At 61.0% G+C, this 19,009-nt stretch carries 15 protein-coding genes; 11 read left to right on the forward strand and 4 right to left on the reverse strand.

Going from position 1 to position 19,009, the window contains the following annotated elements; all coding sequences use genetic code 11:
- Nucleotides 1–10 precede the first annotated feature (10 nt).
- The 3 genes from VOM14_RS12940 to VOM14_RS12950 all read left to right on the forward strand — a co-directional run bounded on the left by VOM14_RS12940 (nt 11) and on the right by VOM14_RS12950 (nt 3,667).
- Nucleotides 11–1,228: a CaiB/BaiF CoA transferase family protein gene (locus VOM14_RS12940; RefSeq protein ID WP_327629118.1), complete on the forward strand. Its 1,218-nt coding sequence runs from the start codon at nt 11–13 to the stop codon at nt 1,226–1,228.
- The gene (locus VOM14_RS12945) at nt 1,225–2,214 is read left to right on the forward strand and encodes a hydroxymethylglutaryl-CoA lyase (RefSeq protein WP_327629119.1); all 990 of its coding nucleotides are present in this window, start codon (nt 1,225–1,227) and stop codon (nt 2,212–2,214) included. The genes VOM14_RS12940 and VOM14_RS12945 overlap by 4 nt, the downstream gene beginning before the upstream one ends.
- 94 nt (nt 2,215–2,308) lie before the next feature.
- Nucleotides 2,309–3,667 carry an MFS transporter gene (locus tag VOM14_RS12950; RefSeq protein WP_327629120.1) on the forward strand — a complete coding sequence of 453 codons (1,359 nt, stop codon included), beginning with the start codon at nt 2,309–2,311 and terminating at the stop codon, nt 3,665–3,667.
- Between the two features lie 168 nt (nt 3,668–3,835).
- On the opposite strand, the gene VOM14_RS12955 is transcribed toward VOM14_RS12950, so the two are convergent.
- The 4 genes from VOM14_RS12955 to VOM14_RS12970 form a co-directional block, all read right to left on the reverse strand.
- Nucleotides 3,836–5,143, reverse strand: coding sequence for an MFS transporter (locus VOM14_RS12955; RefSeq protein WP_327629121.1), 1,308 nt, complete (start codon nt 5,141–5,143; stop codon nt 3,836–3,838).
- Nucleotides 5,144–5,253: 110 nt separating this feature from the next.
- Entirely contained in the window at nt 5,254–6,099 is an 846-nt protein-coding gene (locus tag VOM14_RS12960; protein WP_327629122.1) for an NAD(P)-dependent oxidoreductase, read from the reverse strand.
- A 16-nt stretch (nt 6,100–6,115) separates the two neighbouring features.
- The gene (locus VOM14_RS12965) at nt 6,116–7,117 is read right to left on the reverse strand and encodes a transketolase family protein (RefSeq protein WP_327629123.1); all 1,002 of its coding nucleotides are present in this window, start codon (nt 7,115–7,117) and stop codon (nt 6,116–6,118) included.
- Nucleotides 7,114–7,992: a transketolase gene (locus VOM14_RS12970; RefSeq protein WP_327629511.1), complete on the reverse strand. Its 879-nt coding sequence runs from the start codon at nt 7,990–7,992 to the stop codon at nt 7,114–7,116. Before VOM14_RS12970 ends, VOM14_RS12965 begins: the two co-directional genes overlap by 4 nt.
- A 112-nt stretch (nt 7,993–8,104) precedes the next feature.
- Between VOM14_RS12970 and VOM14_RS12975 the strand changes: the two genes are divergently transcribed.
- The 8 genes from VOM14_RS12975 (at nt 8,105) to VOM14_RS13010 (ending at nt 18,997) form a co-directional block, all read left to right on the forward strand.
- Nucleotides 8,105–9,085 (forward strand): LysR substrate-binding domain-containing protein, encoded by a 981-nt coding sequence (locus VOM14_RS12975; protein ID WP_327629124.1) that lies wholly within the window; start codon nt 8,105–8,107, stop codon nt 9,083–9,085.
- Between the two features lie 1,425 nt (nt 9,086–10,510).
- A complete protein-coding gene (locus VOM14_RS12980) occupies nt 10,511–11,407 on the forward strand; it encodes an IclR family transcriptional regulator (protein WP_442955540.1) in 897 nt (298 codons plus the stop codon).
- Nucleotides 11,408–11,462: 55 nt separating this feature from the next.
- Nucleotides 11,463–12,617, forward strand: coding sequence for an acyl-CoA dehydrogenase family protein (locus tag VOM14_RS12985; protein ID WP_327629125.1), 1,155 nt, complete (start codon nt 11,463–11,465; stop codon nt 12,615–12,617).
- A gap of 112 nt (nt 12,618–12,729) precedes the next feature.
- Complete coding sequence (gene pcaF, locus VOM14_RS12990) at nt 12,730–13,932, forward strand: 3-oxoadipyl-CoA thiolase (protein ID WP_327629126.1); 1,203 nt, start codon at nt 12,730–12,732, stop codon at nt 13,930–13,932.
- A 93-nt stretch (nt 13,933–14,025) separates the two neighbouring features.
- Complete coding sequence (locus tag VOM14_RS12995) at nt 14,026–14,727, forward strand: 3-oxoacid CoA-transferase subunit A (RefSeq protein ID WP_327629513.1); 702 nt, start codon at nt 14,026–14,028, stop codon at nt 14,725–14,727.
- Between the two features lie 12 nt (nt 14,728–14,739).
- Nucleotides 14,740–15,381: a 3-oxoacid CoA-transferase subunit B gene (locus tag VOM14_RS13000; RefSeq protein WP_327629127.1), complete on the forward strand. Its 642-nt coding sequence runs from the start codon at nt 14,740–14,742 to the stop codon at nt 15,379–15,381.
- Nucleotides 15,382–15,485: 104 nt separating this feature from the next.
- The gene (locus tag VOM14_RS13005) at nt 15,486–17,072 is read left to right on the forward strand and encodes a methyl-accepting chemotaxis protein (protein WP_327629128.1); all 1,587 of its coding nucleotides are present in this window, start codon (nt 15,486–15,488) and stop codon (nt 17,070–17,072) included.
- Between the two features lie 206 nt (nt 17,073–17,278).
- Entirely contained in the window at nt 17,279–18,997 is a 1,719-nt protein-coding gene (locus VOM14_RS13010) for an AMP-binding protein (RefSeq protein WP_327629129.1), read from the forward strand.
- Nucleotides 18,998–19,009: the final 12 nt, after the last annotated feature.

The following is a 19,009-nucleotide window of genomic DNA, read 5'->3' on the forward strand; positions in this document are numbered from 1 at the left end:
GAGTTTTCACATGAGTGGCCAATCTACCCCTTCGAGTTCGCCTGTCGCGCTCAAAGGCGTGCGCGTCATCGAAATGGGCCAACTGATCGCAGGCCCGTTCGCCGGCAAGACGCTCGGCGAATTCGGCGCGGACGTCGTCAAGATCGAGCCGCCGGGCGCCGGCGACCCGCTTCGCAACTGGCGGCTGATGAAAGACGGCACCTCCGTCTGGTGGCAGGTGCAGTCCCGTAACAAGCGCTCGGTCGCGCTGGATCTGCGCAGTACGGAGGGCCAGGACATTGCGCGCAAGCTGATTGCCGAAGCCGATGTGCTCGTCGAAAACTTTCGCCCCGGCACGCTCGAAGGATGGGGCATGAGTTACGAGCAACTGTCCGAACTCAACCCGCGTCTCATCATGCTGCGCATTTCGGGGTACGGCCAGACCGGACCGTATCGCGATCTGCCGGGATTCGGCTCGATCGGCGAGGCAATCGGCGGGCTGCGGCACCTGACGGGCGAACCCGATCGCGTACCCGTGCGCTGCGGCATTTCGATCGGCGACACCCTCGCGGCGCTTCATGGCGTGATCGGCGTGCTCACCGCGCTCTATCACCGCGACGCAAACGGCGGCAAGGGGCAGGTGATCGACGTCGCGCTGCACGAAGCTGTATTTAACGTCATGGAAAGCCTGATTCCCGAATACAGCGCGTTCGGGGCCGTGCGCGAAGCGGCCGGCAGTGCGCTGCCGGGCATCGCGCCGTCGAATGCCTATCGGTGCGCGGACGGCTATGTCCTGATTGCGGGCAATGGCGACAGCATCTTCAAGCGGCTGATGTCGGCGATCGGCCGTCACGATCTCGCCGACGACCCGGCGCTCGCCAACAACGCGGGGCGGGTGGCGAGCGTGGACGCACTCGATCAGGCCATTGAAGCCTGGAGCGCGCAACGCTCGACCGAAGACGTGCTCGCGACGCTCACGCAAGCGCGCGTGCCCGCCGGCAAGATCTACACGGCAAAAGACATTGCCGAAGATCCGCACTATCGGGCGCGCGACATGATCCTGCGGCAGCCCACGCGCGACGGCTACGAAGTCGAGGTGCCCGGCATCGTGCCAAAACTGATGGGCACGCCCGGCTCCGTGCGTTCGTCGGCGCCGAAGCTCGGTGACGACACGGACGCCGTGCTGCGCGAGATCGGCCTGACCGACACGCAAATTGCGCAACTTCGCGAAAAAGGAGCGATCGCATGAGCATCTGGAATGGTGAACGCCGACGCATCCACATGCAGGAAGTCGGCACGCGCGACGGTTTCCAGGCGGAAGCCGCATTCGTCGGGACGCACGACAAGATCGCGCTGATCGACGCCTTGTCGAAGACCGGCATGGCCAAGATCGAAGTCACCGCGTTCGTGTCGCCTCAAGCGATTCCCGCGTTGCGCGATGCCGAGCAGGTGCTGCGCGAAATCGAACGCAAGCCTGGCGTCGTCTACACGGCGCTCGTGCCGAACATGCGCGGCGCCGAGCGCGCCATCGACGCGCGCGCCGACGAACTGAATCTCGTGATGTCCGCGAGCGTGAGCCACAATCTGTCGAACCTGCGGATGACGCAGGAACAGTCGTTTGGCGGCCTGAAGCAGGTGGCCGCGATGGCGCGCGATGCCAGTGTGCCGGTCAACATCTCACTGTCGTGCGCATTCGGATGCCCGATGGAAGGCGACGTGCCCGAGTCCACCTTGCTCGCCTGGTGCCGGCGCTTCATCGAGGAAGCGGGCGCGCGAGGCGTCACGTTATGCGACACGACGGGCATGGCCTACCCACGGCAGGTCGCGAACCTGACCGCGCAGTTCATCGAGCGCTGGCCGCACACCGAACTCACGCTGCACTTTCACAACACGAGGGGCATGGGCCTCGCGAATGTCCTGGCAGCGATCGATTCAGGCGCGGACCGGTTCGATGCGTCACTGGGCGGTATCGGCGGATGTCCGTATGCGCCTGGCGCGAGCGGCAACGTATGCAGCGAGGAAATCGTGCATGCGCTGGAACTGATGGGCTACGACACCGGTGTCGATCTCGGCGCGCTCATCGCCGCGGCGCAGCGGCTGCCGTCGCTGATCGGACACGACACGCCAAGCCAGATCGTGAAGGCGGGGCGCCGGCTCGACCTGCATCCACTGCCGGCCGATTTCGCCGCCATCCGCGAACGCGCGCTGCAACGGGACGCTGCGCCTCGGCCATAAAGCGGAACATCCACTACTTTGCAATTGACGGCGGCCTCATCCACAAGCGATCGGAAAAAATCGCAGAGGCAACCGTACTTCAGGAGACATCATCATGCAAGACACCCACACTGCGCAGCCGGCCAAGGCGCGCTGGTATGACGGCCTGACGCCCACACACTGGCGCGTGCTGCGCGGCGGCTTCCTCGGCTGGATTTTCGACGGCTTCGAAGCGCTCGCACTCGTCGTCGTTCTCATTCCGATGCTCAAGTCGGTGCTCACGCCGGAGCAGGCATCGTCGCTGCCCGTCTACGCCGGTCTCGTGATCGGCATCACGTTGCTCGGCTGGGGCGTCGGCGGCCTGGTCGGCGGCATCATGGCGGACTACGTCGGACGCAAGCGCATGATGCTGTGGTCGGTGTTCCTGTATGCGTTGTTCTCCGGGCTGACCGCCTTCTCCAACACCTTCGTCGTGTTGTGCGCGCTGCGCTTTCTCACCGGGCTCGCGATGGGCAGCGAATGGAGCACGGGTGTTGCTCTGGTGTCCGAAACGTGGCCGGAACATGCTCGCGCGAAAGGCGCGGGCTTTCTGCAATCGGGCTTCGGCTGGGGCACGCTGCTCGCGGCCGTCATCTGGTACGCGCTCGCCTCGACGCACCCGCTCGGCGCCGAAACATGGCGGTTGATGTTCGTCGTCGGCGCGTTGCCCGCATTCTTCGTGCTCTATCTCCGGCGCGGCATGAACGAATCGGAGAAGTGGCAGCAGGCCGTGAAGGAAAAGCGCTGGAACGCGACTTCCGACGACAGCGCACGTTCCGCCGCGCGGGCCGGCAAGAAGGACAAGCGCCCGTTCACGCTCAAGCAGCTTTTCACCGAGCGCGAGGCGTTTCGCCGCACGATGCTGACCATGCTTCTGTCGATCGTGTCGACGACCGGCTGGTGGGCCATTTCGAGCTGGCTGCCCACGTTTACGGTTTCACTGGCCAAGGCGACGGGCGCCGCCGACGCGCTCGCGTGGGGCTCGCGCATTTCGATCATCTACACGGCGGGCGCGATCGTCGCGTATCTGGCATCGGGTTTCATCGTCGATTCGATGGGACGGCGCGCGTTTCTGAGCATGACGTTCGTCGGCTCGCTGCTCACGACGATCATCACTTATCAGTACACGCACACGCTCGGCGCGATGGTGATCATTGCGCCGATCAACGGCTTCTTTACGCTGGGATGCGCGTACGCGTGGATGGCCATCTACCCGTGCGAACTATTCACCTCGACGGTGCGTTCGACCGCGATCAGCTTTGTGTTCAACGCGGCGCGATTGATTGCATGGGTGTTCCCGATCATTTCGGGTTCGATGATCAAGACCTTCGGCGGCATTTCGCACGCGGCGCTCATCATGAGTTCGTGCTATGTGCTCGGAATCGTCATTCCGTGGTTTCTGCCGGAAACACGCGGCAAAGGCATGCCGGAATGATCGTCGTTTGAGCGGCTTGAGTGGCTTGAGTGGCTTGAGTGGCTTGAGCGCGCCGGGAATCGCGATCGGGTCGGCGCCGTCACCATGGCGGCATCGACGATAATTGCAGACACAGAAAAGCCCGCCTGAAGAGGCGGGCTTGAATGCCGCTTACGTGAGCAACGGTTTTCAAGCGGCGAAGCTGCGCTCCGTGTTCGCATTCCGGCCATTCCTGTCGAGCACTGCCGGGGCCGTTTCCCTCATCGCGAAGGCACAGCAGGTCGAGACCACGCCTAACGCCGAGAACATCAACGCTGGCCCGATCCACCCGAACGCACCGAACATGCCGGTCGCGATGATCGGCAGCAATCCGGCGATCACCGAAGCACCGTTGTAACCGAGCGAGATGCCCGACGAGCGCACGTTGGCCGGAAACTGCTCGGAGAACCAGCTAGCTTCGACCGCGAAGATCGGATCATGGCTGAAGAGCAGCGACAGCGCGACCGCGACGATCACCATGATGATCGCACCGGTGTTGATGAGCATGAACATCGGCACACCGAAGGCGATGGTGAAGATCGCGCCGAACATGAATACCGGACGGCGGCCGATTTTGTCGCTGAGCGCGCCGTAGATCAGATGGCTGACGAGACCTATCGCTGAGCCGATCAGCGTTCCCCACAACACATGACGCGTCGTGGAGATGTGCGCCAGCGTGACGTAGGACAGCATGAAGCTCGTCGTGATGTAGTAGCCGCCGGTTTCGGCCATGCGCAAGCCGATGATCTTCAGAATGCTGCGCCAGTCGCTTCTCATGACTTCCAGGGCGGGCTGCTTCATCACCTTGTTCTCGGCCTTCACGGCTTCGAATTCCGGCGATTCGGACACACTCATCCGGATGAAGATGCCGATCGCGACCATCAGGAAAGACAGCAGGAACGGCGTGCGCCAGATCCAGTCGCCCTCCAGAAACGCGCCCGACAGCAGAAACGCGCCGTTCGCGAGCAGCAGCCCGAGCGGGATGCCGAGCTGCGGAACCGCGCCGAAAAAGCCGCGGCGTTTTTCGGGCGCATGTTCGCACGCCATCAGCACCGCGCCGCCCCATTCCGCGCCAAAGCCGATGCCCTGCACCATGCGAAGAAGAATGAGCATGATGGGCGCGAGCACGCCGGCCTGCTGATAGGTGGGCAGAAAGCCGATCAGCACGGTCGCGCCGCCCATCGCGGCGAGCGACCAGAACAACACGGCCTTGCGGCCGATGCGGTCACCGTAGTGTCCGGCGAGATAGCCGCCGAACGGACGCATCAGAAAGCCCACCGCGAGCGTGGCGAACGCCGCCATGATGCCGACGATGGGCTCGGTGGTGTGGAAGAAAATCTTGCCGAACCATGCCGCGGCAGCGGTCCCGTAGATAAAGAAGTCGTAGCTCTCTACCGCCGAGCCTATCATCGACGCGATGGCGACCTTGACCGCGCGGCCGGGCTTTTTTGTACTCATGGTGTGTCGTCTCCATAATTTGAGTTGGCCGCCTTCGCTCGAAAAACGGCCGGGTCGCATTGCGCTTCGCCGAGCGCTCGTCGCGACAAAAAGGCTGAACGGTTCTATGGTCAGCGCCAGGTTTCAATCACGCGGCTGTCGTCGCGCAGGCCGAGTCCTTCTTGCGCCGCCTCCCGATAGCGGGCGTTCGCGATCGCGAGCAGCGGCACGTGAGCGCCGCACGAATTTGCGGCCTCGGCGACGAGATCGCTGTCTTTCACGAAGATATTGATCGAACTCGTCACGGTGACGTCGGTGCCTTGCAGCATGCGCGGTCCCCGATCGGAAAGCATCCACGAGCCGGCGGCGCCTTTCTCGACCAGTTCGAGCACGGCACCCGGATCGAGTCCGAGAGCGCGCGCGAGACTGAGCGCTTCCGCGGCGGCCACGATGTGCACCGAGCACAGATGCTGGTTCACGACCTTGATGGCCTGGCCATCGCCGAGCGAGGCACCCGTGACGCGCACACTGCCCATTGCGTCGAGCACCGGCCGCACTGCGTCGATGTCCGTTCGCGCGCCCGATGCAAAGATGACGAGCTGACCGGTTCTGGCGCGAGCGGTGCCGCCGGTCACGGGCGCATCGACGACGCGCGCGCCCGCCGCACGCAGGCGCTCGCCCTGTTCGCGCACGGCATCCGGGCCGACCGTCGACATGATGATCCACGTCTGGGCGTCGAGCCTGGTGCCGACGCTCTCGACCAGCGACGCCAGTTGCTGCGGCGTCGCCACCATCGCGACCACCACGTCGGCAGCGGGCGCGGCCGCGAGGCTACTCACCGCTGCAAGACCGCTTTCCCGCGCGAGTTCGCACGCGCGGCTCGAAAGATCGACGCCGGTCACTTCGTGGCCCGCGCGCTTGATCTGCAATGCCATCGGCAAGCCGATCGCGCCGATCCCGATAAATGTCACGTTCATCGTGTTTGCTCCCCGATCATTTGAGCCATGTCTTGATGTTCCCGACGATCGCCGCCGTCGAAATGCCGTAGCGGTCGTGCAAGGTCGGCAGCGCGCCCGCGTCGAGGAACTGGTCCGGCAAGCCGATATGGCGGAACGGCGGCAGCACGCGATGGCGCACGAGCGCGCTCATCACCGCATCGCCAAGGCCGCCGATCACGCTGTGATTTTCCGCGACGATGACAAGGCGGCCCTCCTTGCGGCATTGCTCGACGATGGTGGCTTCGTCGAGCGGCTTGATGGTCGGCACGTGCAGCACGCCGACGCTCGCCGAGCCGTCGTCGAGCGCCTGCGCGGCTTCGAGCGCGCGCATGGTCATGATGCCGGACGAGATGATGAGCGCGTCCGTGCCGTCGCGCAGCATTTTGGCCTTGCCGAGTTCGAAGCTGTAGTCGTAGTCGTCCAGCACGGCGGGCACCTTGCCGCGCAGGAGCCGCATGTAGACCGGCCCGTCGTGCGCGGCGATCGCCGCGACGGCCTGCTCGGTGTCGAGCGCATCGCAGGGGTCGATCACCGTCATGCCGGGGATGGCGCGCATCAGCGCAAGGTCTTCCGTTGCCTGGTGACTGGGCCCGTAGCCTGTCGTGAGACCCGGCAGCGCAGCGCAGATCTTCACGTTGAGGTTCTCCTCGGCGATGATCTGATGGATGAAGTCATACGCGCGCCGCGTCGCGAACACGGCGTAGGTCGTGGCGAATGGAATGAAGCCTTCCTTCGCCATGCCGCCCGCCGCGCCCATCAGAAGCTGCTCGGCCATACCCATCTGGAAGAAGCGCTTGGGAAACGCGTTGCCGAAGATGTGCAGGTCGGTGTACTTGGAAAGATCCGCGGACAGCCCGACGATGTTCCGGCGTTTTTCCGCTTCTGCCACCAGCGCGTGGCCGAAGGGGGCAGGGCGCGTCTTCTGGCCTTCCGAGGCGATCGACGCGATCATCGCGGACGTCGTCAGGCGGGGCTTCTTTTCAGCGACGGCGCTCATGCCTTGTCTCCTTGCTTGCTTTGCTCGTGGTTCTGGTCGAGAACGGCAATGGCTTGCTGCCACTCTTGTGCATCGACCCGGATGAAGTGATTCTTCTCGCGCACTTCGAGAAAGGGCACGCCCTTGCCCATCAGCGTGTCGAGCAGGATGACGCGCGGCTTCGCTTCGTCGAGCGCACGGGCGCGGTCGAAGGCCTCGACGAGCGCGGGCAGATCGTTGCCGTTCACGCGCTCGACGTGCCATCCGAACGATGCCCATTTGTCGGCGAGCGGCTCGAATGCGAGGACGTCGTGCGACGGGCCGTCGGCCTGCTGGCGGTTGATGTCGACCATCGTGATGAGATTGCCGAGCCCGTGATGCGCGGCTGACAGCGCGGCTTCCCAGGTGGCGCCTTCATCGAGTTCGCCGTCGGACATCGAGTTGTAGACGAATGCGGGATTGCCCTTCAAGCGCAGGCCGAGCGCCATGCCGACGGCAATCGTGAGACCCTGGCCGAGCGAACCGCCCGAGATCTCCATGCCCGGTGTGTAGGTCGCCATGCCGGACATGGGCAGCCGGCTGTCGTCCGAGCCGTAGGTCTCCAGTTCTTCCTCGGGGATGACGCCCGCTTCGATCAGCGCGGCGTAGAGGGCGATTGCGTAGTGGCCGTGCGAAAGCAGAAAGCGGTCGCGGCCTTCCCATTCGGGATCGTTGGGGCGGAGGTTCATCGCATGACACCAGGTGACGGCGAGCGCGTCGGCGAGCCCGAGCGCCTGGCCGATGTAGCCCTGGCCTTGCACTTCGCCCATGCGCAGTGCGAAGCGGCGAATGCGATAGGCATGGTGGGCGATTTCCGCCAGTGTCGAGCCGGCTTGCGGCTCGGCCTCCGTAATCATTGTCATGGAAATTCCTGCGAGAGACGGGAAAGAAATCCTCGATGACCTCCGATCGCCGCAGGTGTCTCCTGTTCAGCAATGAGTCGGTGTTAAAACGAGGTGAGCGTAATGTATGCTTGAGGCAGAGCGCCTGACAAAAGAAAAGATTGCACTAGCTCTTGAATTCAATTCACGAATTACGCCCATGAACGTCTTCCGCAAGGTTCCGCTGTCCTATATCCGGGTTTACGAGGTGGCCGGCAGAACACTGTCTTTCGCCGATGCCGCGCGCGAACTGAGCCTGTCGCCTAGCGCAGTGAGCCATTCGGTGCGCAAGCTGGAAGATCTGCTCGGCCATCGACTGTTTCAGCGCAGCACGCGGGAAGTGCGCCTGACGCGGGAGGGCGCCATGCTCATGGAGCACATCCAGCGAGGCATGGAGGAAATGCAACGCGGCTTCGCGCTGCTGGCGGGCAACGAGCGCACGCCGCTGCGGCTGCACACCGCTCCCAGCTTTGCTACGCAGTGGCTGTTGCCGCGGCTGGCCGGCTTCGTGCGCAATCATCCGAGCATCGACTTGCGCTTCTCCGCGAGCACCGAATACGCCCGTTTTGACGATGACTTCGACCTTGATATCGTCTATGGCGAACCGAAACCTTCTCCGCACGAAAAGATCCCGCTGGGTGTCGAAGGACTCGCGCCGTTGTGTACACCGGCGCTCGCGGAATACATCCGCAAGCCCGAGGATCTGTACGGCCTGCCGCTGATCCAATGCGAGGTGCAGATGTACCAGTGGAAGGGCTGGTTCGAAGCCAACCAGCTTCCGCCGCCCACGAACTACGGCCTGCGTTTCGATCGCAGTGCCATGGCAATCGCCGCTGCGGTAGACGGCCTCGGTGTGGTGCTTGAATCGACGCTGCTTTCGGAGCGCGAACTGCAACGCGGCGAACTCGTGCGACCCCTCGCGGGTTCCACGCGCGAAGTGGAATACGTCGGGCACTACCTCGTGCATCCGCGAAGGCCGCATCGGCACGAGGCGTTCGAGACGTTCAAGGCGTGGCTGATGAGCGAGCTGGGAATCGGAGACCAGAAGGCGGAGCCTGGTCGCGTATGACTGATGGGCTGCGAGACGCGACGCTGGAGCGTGCGCTGTAGCGAACGTCAGAAGCAGGTCGGGACGACCTGGACTTGTTCACGCATCACAAAAAACCCCGTAAGACTTTAATTTTACGGGGTTTCTCGAAATACTTCGGCTTAAGCCGAAACAACTAATGGACTCGGTCAAGCATGCGGGCACGTTGCTTTCTGGACCCTGAAATGAAAAAAGGCCGGCAAATTGCCGACCTTTTTCAAAAAAGACGTGGTGCCCAGGAGAAGACCCAAATCATACGGCCAACAGATTGTTTTTAAACGACATTCGAAGCTGGTCGAACTATTTGTGTACTCGCTAACGTACTCGTCTAGGGCTGGCTCGAAAAAGTTGGTTGTCTGTCGCTCAATTGCAACACTGCCTTCACGCGGCGCGGACCACGCGAGCGCGATCGATGCCGGCCCGGTGACAAGGTAATCCCATTCCGAGACACGTTCGAAACACGTGTTAGTTGCGGACTGTCGAGATATCGCAAACGCTTACCAGTGATCACCGGTGACCCACTAGGCCCGGCGACAACGCCCTCCCGGACATCCGCGATTGCGGAGAGGGGCGGCGGGAATTATGCCTGGCTGCAAAAGCCCCGCCTATCGGGGCGAGAATAGTAACTAGGGCCGCAGCACCCGCGAGATTCGTTCATCGATCTTGATCAAATTAAAGCGACCGGTCATACTGGGTTTTCTCAAGCCAAGCGGGCTATCTGGGGCGCAGACTGGTGCGGTGCCCTACAGGGTGCACCGCCGGCGATTCCGACCGCGAGTCAAACCCTGCTGGAAAGGCGCACGTAATGCGGTGGTCGCTGCCATAGCCGCTCGAACGAACGCCCCACGCTGGAATGTCGCGCGGCCGTGTCTTTGCGTTCGCAGCGCGGACCTCGCGAGCGCGATTGATGCCGGCCCGGCGACAAGGAATCCCATTCCGAGGCAGGTTCGATATACGTGTTGCCACGCACGTGTCGCGTGGAGAGTGCGCGCCTGTGCTTGCGAGAGGCCCTCACTCGGGGAAGCATCGCGTAAGCGCGTCACCGTTCCGGGGCCACATTGGTGGTGCGATAAAGCTGCTGTGCGTCCACGAATGCTTTAGTCCTGCTGTCCTTTTCGTCATCGTCACCGCCCTTGGTCGGAGATGTCTGCGCGCTCTCGAAACGAGGTCCGCACTGCGGACCGCTTATATAGTATATGACCCGGCAAGAAACAAAATTAACGCGGCTGGATTGCAAAAATCGTATCAAAAGCGATGTGATTATTGGGATAAACGCCTTACGCTGAAGGGAAGACAGCGTCGCGCAGCGAAACCGTAGTAAGCCGCTTGCTTGAACTCGGGACGCGGTTCGTCCTGGTCCGCTGTGCGGATCGTTTTGAGAAAATGTTTGACACTAGGATTTTCAACATGACAGCATTCAGGCAGATCATGGCATCAGGGAAGCGAGAAGAGGGTGTAGCTATGTCGAAGACGAAGCGCGCGGCAGCATCGTCCGAACCAGCGTATGAGCAACGTGATATTGCGCGTTTTGACGACGAGGCTGTCACCGACAGGCAGTTTGTCACGGCATTGGCCAGAGGACTGGAGCTTCTGCGCTGCTTTGCGCCGCGTGAGCGATATCTCGGTTTGTCCGAGTTGGCGCGCCGCACCGACCTGCCAAAAGCCACGGTGGCGCGATTGGCGGGCACGCTCGCCAAATTGGGTTACCTGCACTACTCGGAATCGCTCGGGAAATACAGCCTCGGGACCGGTGTGCTGTCGCTTGGATATTCGATGCTCTCGAACCTAGACATCCGCGATCTTGCGCGCCCGCGGATGCAGGAGCTTGCCGAGTATGCGCGCGCGTCAGTGGCTATCGGCGTTCGTGATCGGTTGTCGGTCCTCTACATCGAGTGGGTCCGCAGCAGTGCCCCGGTGACAGTGATGCGTGGTGTCGGCGTGCGTTTGCCTCTTGCGACGACATCGATGGGACGAGCGTATCTGGCGGCCGCATCCGAGGAGGAGCGTGACAAAGTGCTCGAGCAACTGCGTGCTCGTGATGAATCGGATTGGCCTCGCATCAAGCGGGGCGTCGATCAGGCATTGAAAGACTATGCCGAACGCGGCTTTTGTCTCTCGGTAGGCGACTGGGACAAGGACGTTGCTAGCGTCGGCGTCCCGTTTACGGCACCCGACGGCACACGTATGGCCTTCAACTGCGGGGGGCCAGCCTTTGCGATGAGCCGTGAGATGTTGGAAAACGATGTCGGTCCACGTCTCGTAGACCTTGTACAACGCTTGGAAGCTGCCATAGGGCGGCGATGACCAGTGAAAGGGACGCTCGTTCGAGCGTCTCCTCATTAACTTAGGACTGGAGCAGATGATTCGCGATCAGGAGACACTTAACCTTCTTCTCGACGCAGTTTCGCGATTCGTTCGCGAGCGGCTTGTTCCCGTTGAAAATGAAGTGGCCGAAACGGACGAGATTCCCTCCCACATCGTTGCTGAGATGCGCGACCTTGGGCTGTTCGGGCTCTCCATCCCTGAGGAGTACGGTGGCCTCGGGCTAACGATGGAGGAGGAGGTGCTGGTGGCCTTCGAAATCGCGAAGACGTCACCATGCTTTCGGTCGTTGTTCGGCACCAACGTGGGTATCGGGTCGCAGGGTCTCGTCATCGATGGGACAGAGGAACAGAAGCAGCAGTACCTTCCGAGGCTGGCGTCGGGCGAACTTATCGCTTCCTTTGCATTGACCGAGCCAGGCTCCGGCTCGGACGCTGCGTCGCTGCGTACGGCGGCAGTCCGCGATGGTGATCACTATGTCATCAACGGCACTAAGCGCTTCATCACGAATGCGCCTGAGGCTGGGGTTTTCACCGTCATGGCTCGGACCAACCCGGATGTCAAGGGCGCAAACGGCATCTCGGCGTTCATCGTGGAGAGCGGTACGCCTGGTTTGTCGCTTGGCAAAAACGATAAGAAGATGGGGCAAAAGGGCGCGCATACATGCGACGTCATCTTCGAGAATTGCCGGGTGCCGGTGCGCAATCTGATCGGCGATGGCGAAGGGCTCGGATTCAAAACTGCAATGAAAGTGCTGGACAAGGGGCGTCTGCACATTTCGGCGATTTGCATCGGTGTAGCTGAGCGCATGCTCGACGATGCTTTGCGGTACGCAATGGAGCGGCAGCAGTTCGGAAAACCGATTGGAGAATTCCAGCTTCTGCAGGCGATGCTGGCCGATAGCAAGGCCGAAATCTATGCTGCACGCTCGATGGTCCTCGATGCTGCCCGTCGTCGCGACAATAAGCAGGACGTGTCCACGGAAGCATCGTGCTGCAAGCTTTTCGCTTCGGAAATGTGTGGTCGTGTTGCCGACCGTGCCGTGCAAATTCATGGCGGCGCCGGGTACGTTTCGGAGTACTCGATCGAACGGTTTTATCGCGACGTGCGCTTGTTCCGCATCTATGAAGGCACGACACAAATCCAGCAACTGGTGATCGCTCGAAACATGATGCGCGAAGCGCATATCTGAGCACCGATGTCTCGGCCTCGACCGAACAGTTATCCCCATTCATTGCCTTAGTGCTACCAGCGGCCCTTGCAGCGCCGGTGGCCATGAACACTTCTCTATGGAGGTCCACCCAATGAAAGACGCCTTTATTTGCGACGCGATCCGCACACCGATTGGCCGATACGGCGGCGCACTATCGTCCGTTCGCACCGACGATTTGGGAGCAGTGCCGCTGCGCGCACTGATCGAACGCAACAAGGAAGTGGATTGGGAGGCGGTCGAAGAGGTGGTATACGGCTGCGCGAATCAGGCGGGTGAAGACAACCGCAACGTCGCTCGTATGTCGGCCCTGCTCGCCGGATTGCCGGTCAGTGTCGCTGGCTCGACTGTGAATCGCCTTTGCGGATCGGGCATGGACGCCGTGAGTATCGCTGCACGCGCGGTCAAGCTGGGCGAAGCGGGCCTTCTCATCGCAGGGGGCGTCGAGAGCATGAGCCGTGCGCCGTTCGTCATCGGCAAGGCGACGACCGCATTTTCGCGTCAAGCCGAGATTTTCGACACGACCATCGGCTGGCGCTTCGTCAATCCGTTGATGGAAAAGCAGTATGGCGTGGACTCCATGCCCGAGACGGCCGAGAACGTTGCTGACGACTACAACGTGAGCCGCGCTGATCAGGACGCGTTGGCACTGCGTAGTCAGCAAAAAGCGTCTCGTGCGCAGGGGGACGGTACCCTCGCACACGAAATCACGCCGGTGACCATTGCCCAAAAGAAGGGCGACGCAATCGTCGTCGCGCAAGACGAGCATCCGCGCGCGACGACTCTGGAAGCGTTGGCGAAGCTTAGGGGCGTCGTACGGCCAGACGGCTCCGTAACCGCGGGGAATGCATCGGGCGTCAACGACGGCGCGGCGGCCATGCTGATCGCCGACGAGGAGAACGCTAAGCGCCACGGACTGACACCTCGTGCGCGCATCCTCGGCGTTGCCACCGCAGGCGTGCCGCCTCGGGTGATGGGCATCGGTCCCGCGCCGGCCTCGCAAAAATTGATGGCACGTCTCGGCATGACGATCGATCAATTCGATGTTATCGAACTCAACGAGGCCTTTGCGTCGCAAGGCCTTGCGGTTCTACGCACGCTAGGCGTGGAAGACGACGATCCTCGAGTGAACCCTAACGGCGGCGCCATCGCACTGGGTCACCCGCTCGGCGCTAGCGGCGCACGCCTCGTTATGACGGCTAGCTACCAGCTCCAGCGCGTAGGCGGCCGCTTTGCGCTATGCACGATGTGTGTCGGCGTCGGGCAGGGGATTGCGATTGCGATCGAGCGCGTTTAGGTGCCTCGCGCTGCCGCCATTCTCAGCCTGATCCAGACCGGAGTCTGGTGATGGCTTGAAGAAGCACACATGAACTATCCCGGAGACAAGAAGGTGATTGACAAAATCGTGCCCACCGTCATGGAAGCACTACGTGGCATTCAAGACGGATCGACGATCCTGCTGGGGGGATTCGGCACCGCAGGAATTCCAATGGAGCTGATCAATGGCCTGATTGAGCTCAAAGCGAAGGAACTGGTGATCGTCAACAACAATGCGGGCAATGGCGAAACCGGACTGGCTGCTCTGTTGCGAGCAGGCTTGGTCAGAAAGATCATCTGCAGTTTTCCTCGCGCAGCTGACAGCTTCGTTTTCGACGAACTCTACAGAGCGGGAAAGGTCGAGCTCGAACTGGTCCCGCAAGGTAACCTGGCTGAGCGAATTCGCGCTGCGGGCGCTGGAATAGGCGCGTTCTTCTCGCCCACCTCGTATGGAACCGAACTCGCAAAGGGCAAGGAAACACGCGAAATCAATGGCAGACGGTACGTGCTGGAATATCCGATCCACGGCGATGTCGCGCTGATCAAGGCTGAGGCGGGAGATCGCTGGGGCAATCTCGTCTACCGGATGGCGGCCCGTAACTTTGGGCCAATCATGGCGTCGGCCGCAAAAAGGACCGTGGCCCAGGTGTATGCAATCCATCCACTCGGGGCGATTGATCCCGAAAGCGTGGTGACGCCTGGGATCTATGTCAGCAGCGTCGTGAAGGTCGATCGCGCCGCGACCGAGCCGGGCGGCTTTGTACAAAAACATTGAGGAGGCGTTGCCGTGGCGTATCAGAAACGCACCAAACATGAAGTGGCTCAGCGCGTCGCACGCGACCTTCCTGACGGCGCTTATGTCAATCTCGGCATAGGTCAGCCTACACTGGTTGCCAACTACATTCCTACGGACATCGAGATCGTTTTTCATAGCGAGAACGGCATCCTTGGGATGGGCCCGGCACCCGATGAAGGCAGTGAGGACTACGATCTCATCAATGCGGGAAAGCAGCCCGTCACGCTGCTTCCGGGCGGCGCCTATTTCCATCACGCGGACAGCTTCGCCATGATGCGTGGCGGGCACCTGGATATTTGCGTGCTTGGGGCGTTTCAGGTCTCGGCGACTGGCGACCTGGCCAACTGGCACACAGGTGATCCAAATGCAATTCCCGCGGTCGGCGGTGCCATGGATCTTGCCATCGGGGCAAAGCAAACCTGGGTGATGATGGATCTTCTCGATAAGAAAGGTGAGAGCAAGATCGTCAAGCAATGTAGCTACCCGCTGACGGCTCAGTCTTGCGTCAAACGAATCTATTCGGACCTCGCAACATTGGAATGCACGCCGGAAGGGCTGGTACTCATCGATAGCGTGGTTGGTCTCTCGGGGAGCGAAATCGAAGCGCTATTGGGGCTTCCTGTAAAGCATTAGAGCCAGCGAAGGCTCTCCCGACAGCGAACAAATACTCGCGGTCGCCTTGCGCGTGGCCGCGTTCGCACAATGTAAAAGATCAACAGCGAAGTTCAATAAAAACAATGAATCGACTCACGTTTCGCCAAAAGCTTTGGTTGCCTCTTATTCCGAGCGGCGTTTGTCTGCTGGTTATCACGCTCTGGGATGCTTGGGCGACGCGCAGCCTACGGTTGGAGGAGCGCGAACGCGATCTGCTCCACGTCAGCGAAACGGCATTTAGTGTGATCAAGGAGTACGCCCAACTGGCGCAAGACGGGAAACTGTCGGCCGATGACGCACGCACACAAGCGATGGCTCGAGTGAAGACCATGCGCTACGGTAGCGACGGGTATTTCTCGATCAGCCTCTCCGATGGCGTCATTGTGATGCATCCGATCAAGCCATCCCTTGACGGCAAGAATATGTGGAATCTAGCGGATGCGGCTGGCAACCACATTTATCAGGAGTCGTCGCGCGTCGCAAAAAGCGGTGGCGGGTTCTTTGATTATGTGTACCCGAAGCCGGGCAGCGACAAGCCGCAGCCTAAGAAGGGCTACGTAATGTACTACGCGCCATGGGACTGGTGCTTGATGACGGGCATATACGTCGACGACGTCGATGCGGCGTTTCACGCATCGCTGCTGAACTCGCTGGGGGTGTTGCTCGGTGCCGGCTTGCTCTTGGCGTTGACCTCGGGCGCGGTCGCTCGCGGACTGGGGCGGCAATTGGGCGGCGAGCCGGCGTATGCCGCAAATGTCGCGAACAGGATCTCAGGGGGCGATCTATCCGTTCCTGTACAGGCTAGCGCCGGCGATCGAGCCAGCATGTTGCGTGCGATGGCGCGGATGCAGGATGATTTGACCGGCACGATTGGCAACATCAAAACTGCCGCAGGCTCGATCGCAAGCGCTTCCCAGCAGATTGCTGCCGGCAATGCCGATCTATCTCAGCGGACCGAGCAACAGGCAGCCTCGTTGGAGGAAACGGCTTCGAGCATGGAGGAACTGACCGGCATCGTCAGACAGAATGCCGACAACGCACGACAGGCGAGCGCACTCACCATGGACGCATCGAATATTGCGGTCAAAGGCGGTGAAATGGTCGGCCGGTTAGTCGAAACGATGGCGGGCATCGATGCTAGCAGCAAACGGATCGGCGACATCCTCGGAATGATTGAAGGGATCGCCTTTCAGACAAATATTCTCGCGTTGAACGCGGCTGTGGAAGCCGCCCGTGCCGGCGAGCAGGGCCGCGGCTTCGCGGTGGTTGCCAGCGAAGTGCGTGCACTGGCGCAGCGCTCGGGCGCAGCGGCCAAGGAAATCAAAGAGTTGATTGCGGATTCCTTGGTCCGCATGCATGACGGCACAGTGTTGGTAGAACAGACTGGCAAGGTGATTGCCGATGTGGTCGCGGCTGCAGGCCGGTTAAGGAGCACCATGGGTGAGATCAGCGCCGCGTCCGAAGAGCAAAGTTCGGGGATCGAGCAGATCAACCAGGCTGTGACACAAATGGACCTCGTAACGCAGCAGAATGCTGCGCTGGTGGAGCAGATGGCGAGTGCGGCACAGTCTCTCGCGCAGCAGGGAAAGACGCTCGAGGACGCGGTGTCGATCTTCAAACTGCCTGATACGGACGCGTCGACTACGCAAGGCCTGCCACGCACTCTCTGAACCGGACATGCTCGCTGTGGGCGACGTTCCGGCCCACGCGTATTGGAAACGGACGACGTCGCTCCTGATACAAGAGACAGGCGAACACTGGGGTAGGCGCACGCGCATTGTGTGAATTTCATTCATCCAACTCTTGTAAAAAACTTCAGTTCATTCATTGGTTCAGCAGCTCTACCATGGCTCCATTACTAGACGTAGAGGGAGACATGGAGAACCAGGACGTTAAGCTGCACCCAAGAGAAGGCGAAGCCCCTTGCCGAGCGAACTGGTTCGACAGCTATCCGCCGCGGGTACCCGAAACGGTCGAATTCGATCACCGGCCATCGATCTGTAGTTATTTCGAGAATGCCGCGCGCCAGTACGCCACACGCCCAGCTATTCAATGCTTAGGCAAAACGTTCACCTACGATGAGTTGAATGTCTACGCACGCGCATTTGCGGCGTGGCTGCAGAGTCTCGGCCTGGATAAAGGCGCGCGGGTGGCGATCATGCTTCCGAGCAGCGTCCAGTACGTGGTCAGCATGTTCGGGGTTTTACGTGCCGGCTACGTGGTAGTCAACGTCAATCCGCTCTACACCGCTCGTGAATTAGCTCACCAACTCAACGATAGCGGCGCGCAGGCCATCATCGTCCTCGAGCAGTTCGCAGGGACGCTGCAACAGGTCATTAACGAGGTCCCGGTTAAACATACGATCGTCGCTTCGATGGGCGACTTGTTCGGCCTGTTGAAAGGCAGCGCTATCGATTTCACGGTCCGTCGCATACGCAAAGACATACCGCCTTGGTCCCTGCCGGGCCATCACGCTTTTGGCAAGGCGGTCGCGAAAGGCAAGTCGATGCCGTTACGCGAGGTCGTGCTGCAGCAGAGCGATTTGGCCATGTTGCAGTACACGGGCGGCACCACGGGCGTGGCAAAAGGGGCAATGCTGCTTCATCGTAATTTGCTCGCCGCGTCGAACATCGCCGGTACGTGGCTGAACGTCGCATTCCAAAGCGAACCTGCCATCAGCCGGCCCGTCATGCTGCTTCCGCTGCCGCTTTATCACATCTTCACGATCTACGTCCTGATGGTGGGTTTCGGGGTAGGGGCGTGCAGCATTCTGGTTCCCAATCCGCGCGATATGGCAGGCTTCGTCAAAACGATGAAGGGACAGCGTTTTCATCTCATGTGCGGATTGAATACGCTCTACAACGCCTTGCTGAATTATCCGGGCAACAAAGAGGTGGACTACTCCCACTGCCGAGTTTTCGTGGCTGGCGGTACAGCCACCCAACAGGCCGTGGCAGAACGATGGCACCGGTTGACTGGACGTTGGATTCTCGAAGGCTGGGGCATGACGGAGACCACGGGCGCTGGCACCTGCAACCCGCCTCACCGCAATGAGTTCAACGGCAGCATTGGCTTGCCTCTGCCTTCCACAACGGTTTCGATCCGCGACGATGAAGGTCGTGCATTGCCGCTCGGCAGCGTCGGCGAAATCCATATTGCTGGCCCGCAAATCATGGCTGGGTATTGGCAACGGGCCGATGAAACAGCGCAAGCGATGAGCCGCGATGGTTTTTTCAAAACCGGTGACATCGGCGTAATGAACGAGCGAGGCTACGTCCGCATCGTGGACCGCAAGAAAGACATGGTCCTGGTTTCCGGCTTCAACGTCTATCCATCGGAAATCGAGGAAATCGCCGTGTCTTTGCCTGGCGTGCTCGAGGCTGCAGCCATAGGCGTACCGAGCGAGACCTCCGGCGAAATGGTGAAGCTATTCGTGGTCAAAAAGGACCCGGGACTGACCGTCGAAGACGTGCGCTCGCATTGCGCGAGGAACTTGACCAACTACAAGCGTCCGCAAGTGATCGTATTCGTCGATTCATTACCTAAGTCGCCAGTCGGCAAGGTTCTTCGCAGGGAACTGCGTGATTATCAATAGTCAAGGGTATTG

The organism is Paraburkholderia sp. MPAMCS5 (assembly GCF_036016995.1).
Classification (GTDB): Bacteria; Pseudomonadota; Gammaproteobacteria; order Burkholderiales; family Burkholderiaceae; genus Paraburkholderia.

What these genes read in the sequence shown, in the direction of transcription:
- VOM14_RS12980 (WP_442955540.1), top strand. Translation starts at nt 10,511, where the DNA reads ATGACAGCATTCAGGCAGATCATGGCATCAGGGAAGCGAGAAGAGGGT.
- VOM14_RS12965 (WP_327629123.1), bottom strand. Translation starts at nt 7,117, where the DNA reads ATGAGCGCCGTCGCTGAAAAGAAGCCCCGCCTGACGACGTCCGCGATG.
- VOM14_RS12985 (WP_327629125.1), top strand. Translation starts at nt 11,463, where the DNA reads ATGATTCGCGATCAGGAGACACTTAACCTTCTTCTCGACGCAGTTTCG.
- VOM14_RS12950 (WP_327629120.1), top strand. Translation starts at nt 2,309, where the DNA reads ATGCAAGACACCCACACTGCGCAGCCGGCCAAGGCGCGCTGGTATGAC.
- VOM14_RS12960 (WP_327629122.1), bottom strand. Translation starts at nt 6,099, where the DNA reads ATGAACGTGACATTTATCGGGATCGGCGCGATCGGCTTGCCGATGGCA.
- VOM14_RS12970 (WP_327629511.1), bottom strand. Translation starts at nt 7,992, where the DNA reads ATGATTACGGAGGCCGAGCCGCAAGCCGGCTCGACACTGGCGGAAATC.
- VOM14_RS12945 (WP_327629119.1), top strand. Translation starts at nt 1,225, where the DNA reads ATGAGCATCTGGAATGGTGAACGCCGACGCATCCACATGCAGGAAGTC.
- VOM14_RS12940 (WP_327629118.1), top strand. Translation starts at nt 11, where the DNA reads ATGAGTGGCCAATCTACCCCTTCGAGTTCGCCTGTCGCGCTCAAAGGC.
- pcaF (WP_327629126.1), top strand. Translation starts at nt 12,730, where the DNA reads ATGAAAGACGCCTTTATTTGCGACGCGATCCGCACACCGATTGGCCGA.
- VOM14_RS12955 (WP_327629121.1), bottom strand. Translation starts at nt 5,143, where the DNA reads ATGAGTACAAAAAAGCCCGGCCGCGCGGTCAAGGTCGCCATCGCGTCG.
- VOM14_RS13005 (WP_327629128.1), top strand. Translation starts at nt 15,486, where the DNA reads ATGAATCGACTCACGTTTCGCCAAAAGCTTTGGTTGCCTCTTATTCCG.
- VOM14_RS13010 (WP_327629129.1), top strand. Translation starts at nt 17,279, where the DNA reads ATGGAGAACCAGGACGTTAAGCTGCACCCAAGAGAAGGCGAAGCCCCT.
- VOM14_RS12975 (WP_327629124.1), top strand. Translation starts at nt 8,105, where the DNA reads ATGCTTGAGGCAGAGCGCCTGACAAAAGAAAAGATTGCACTAGCTCTT.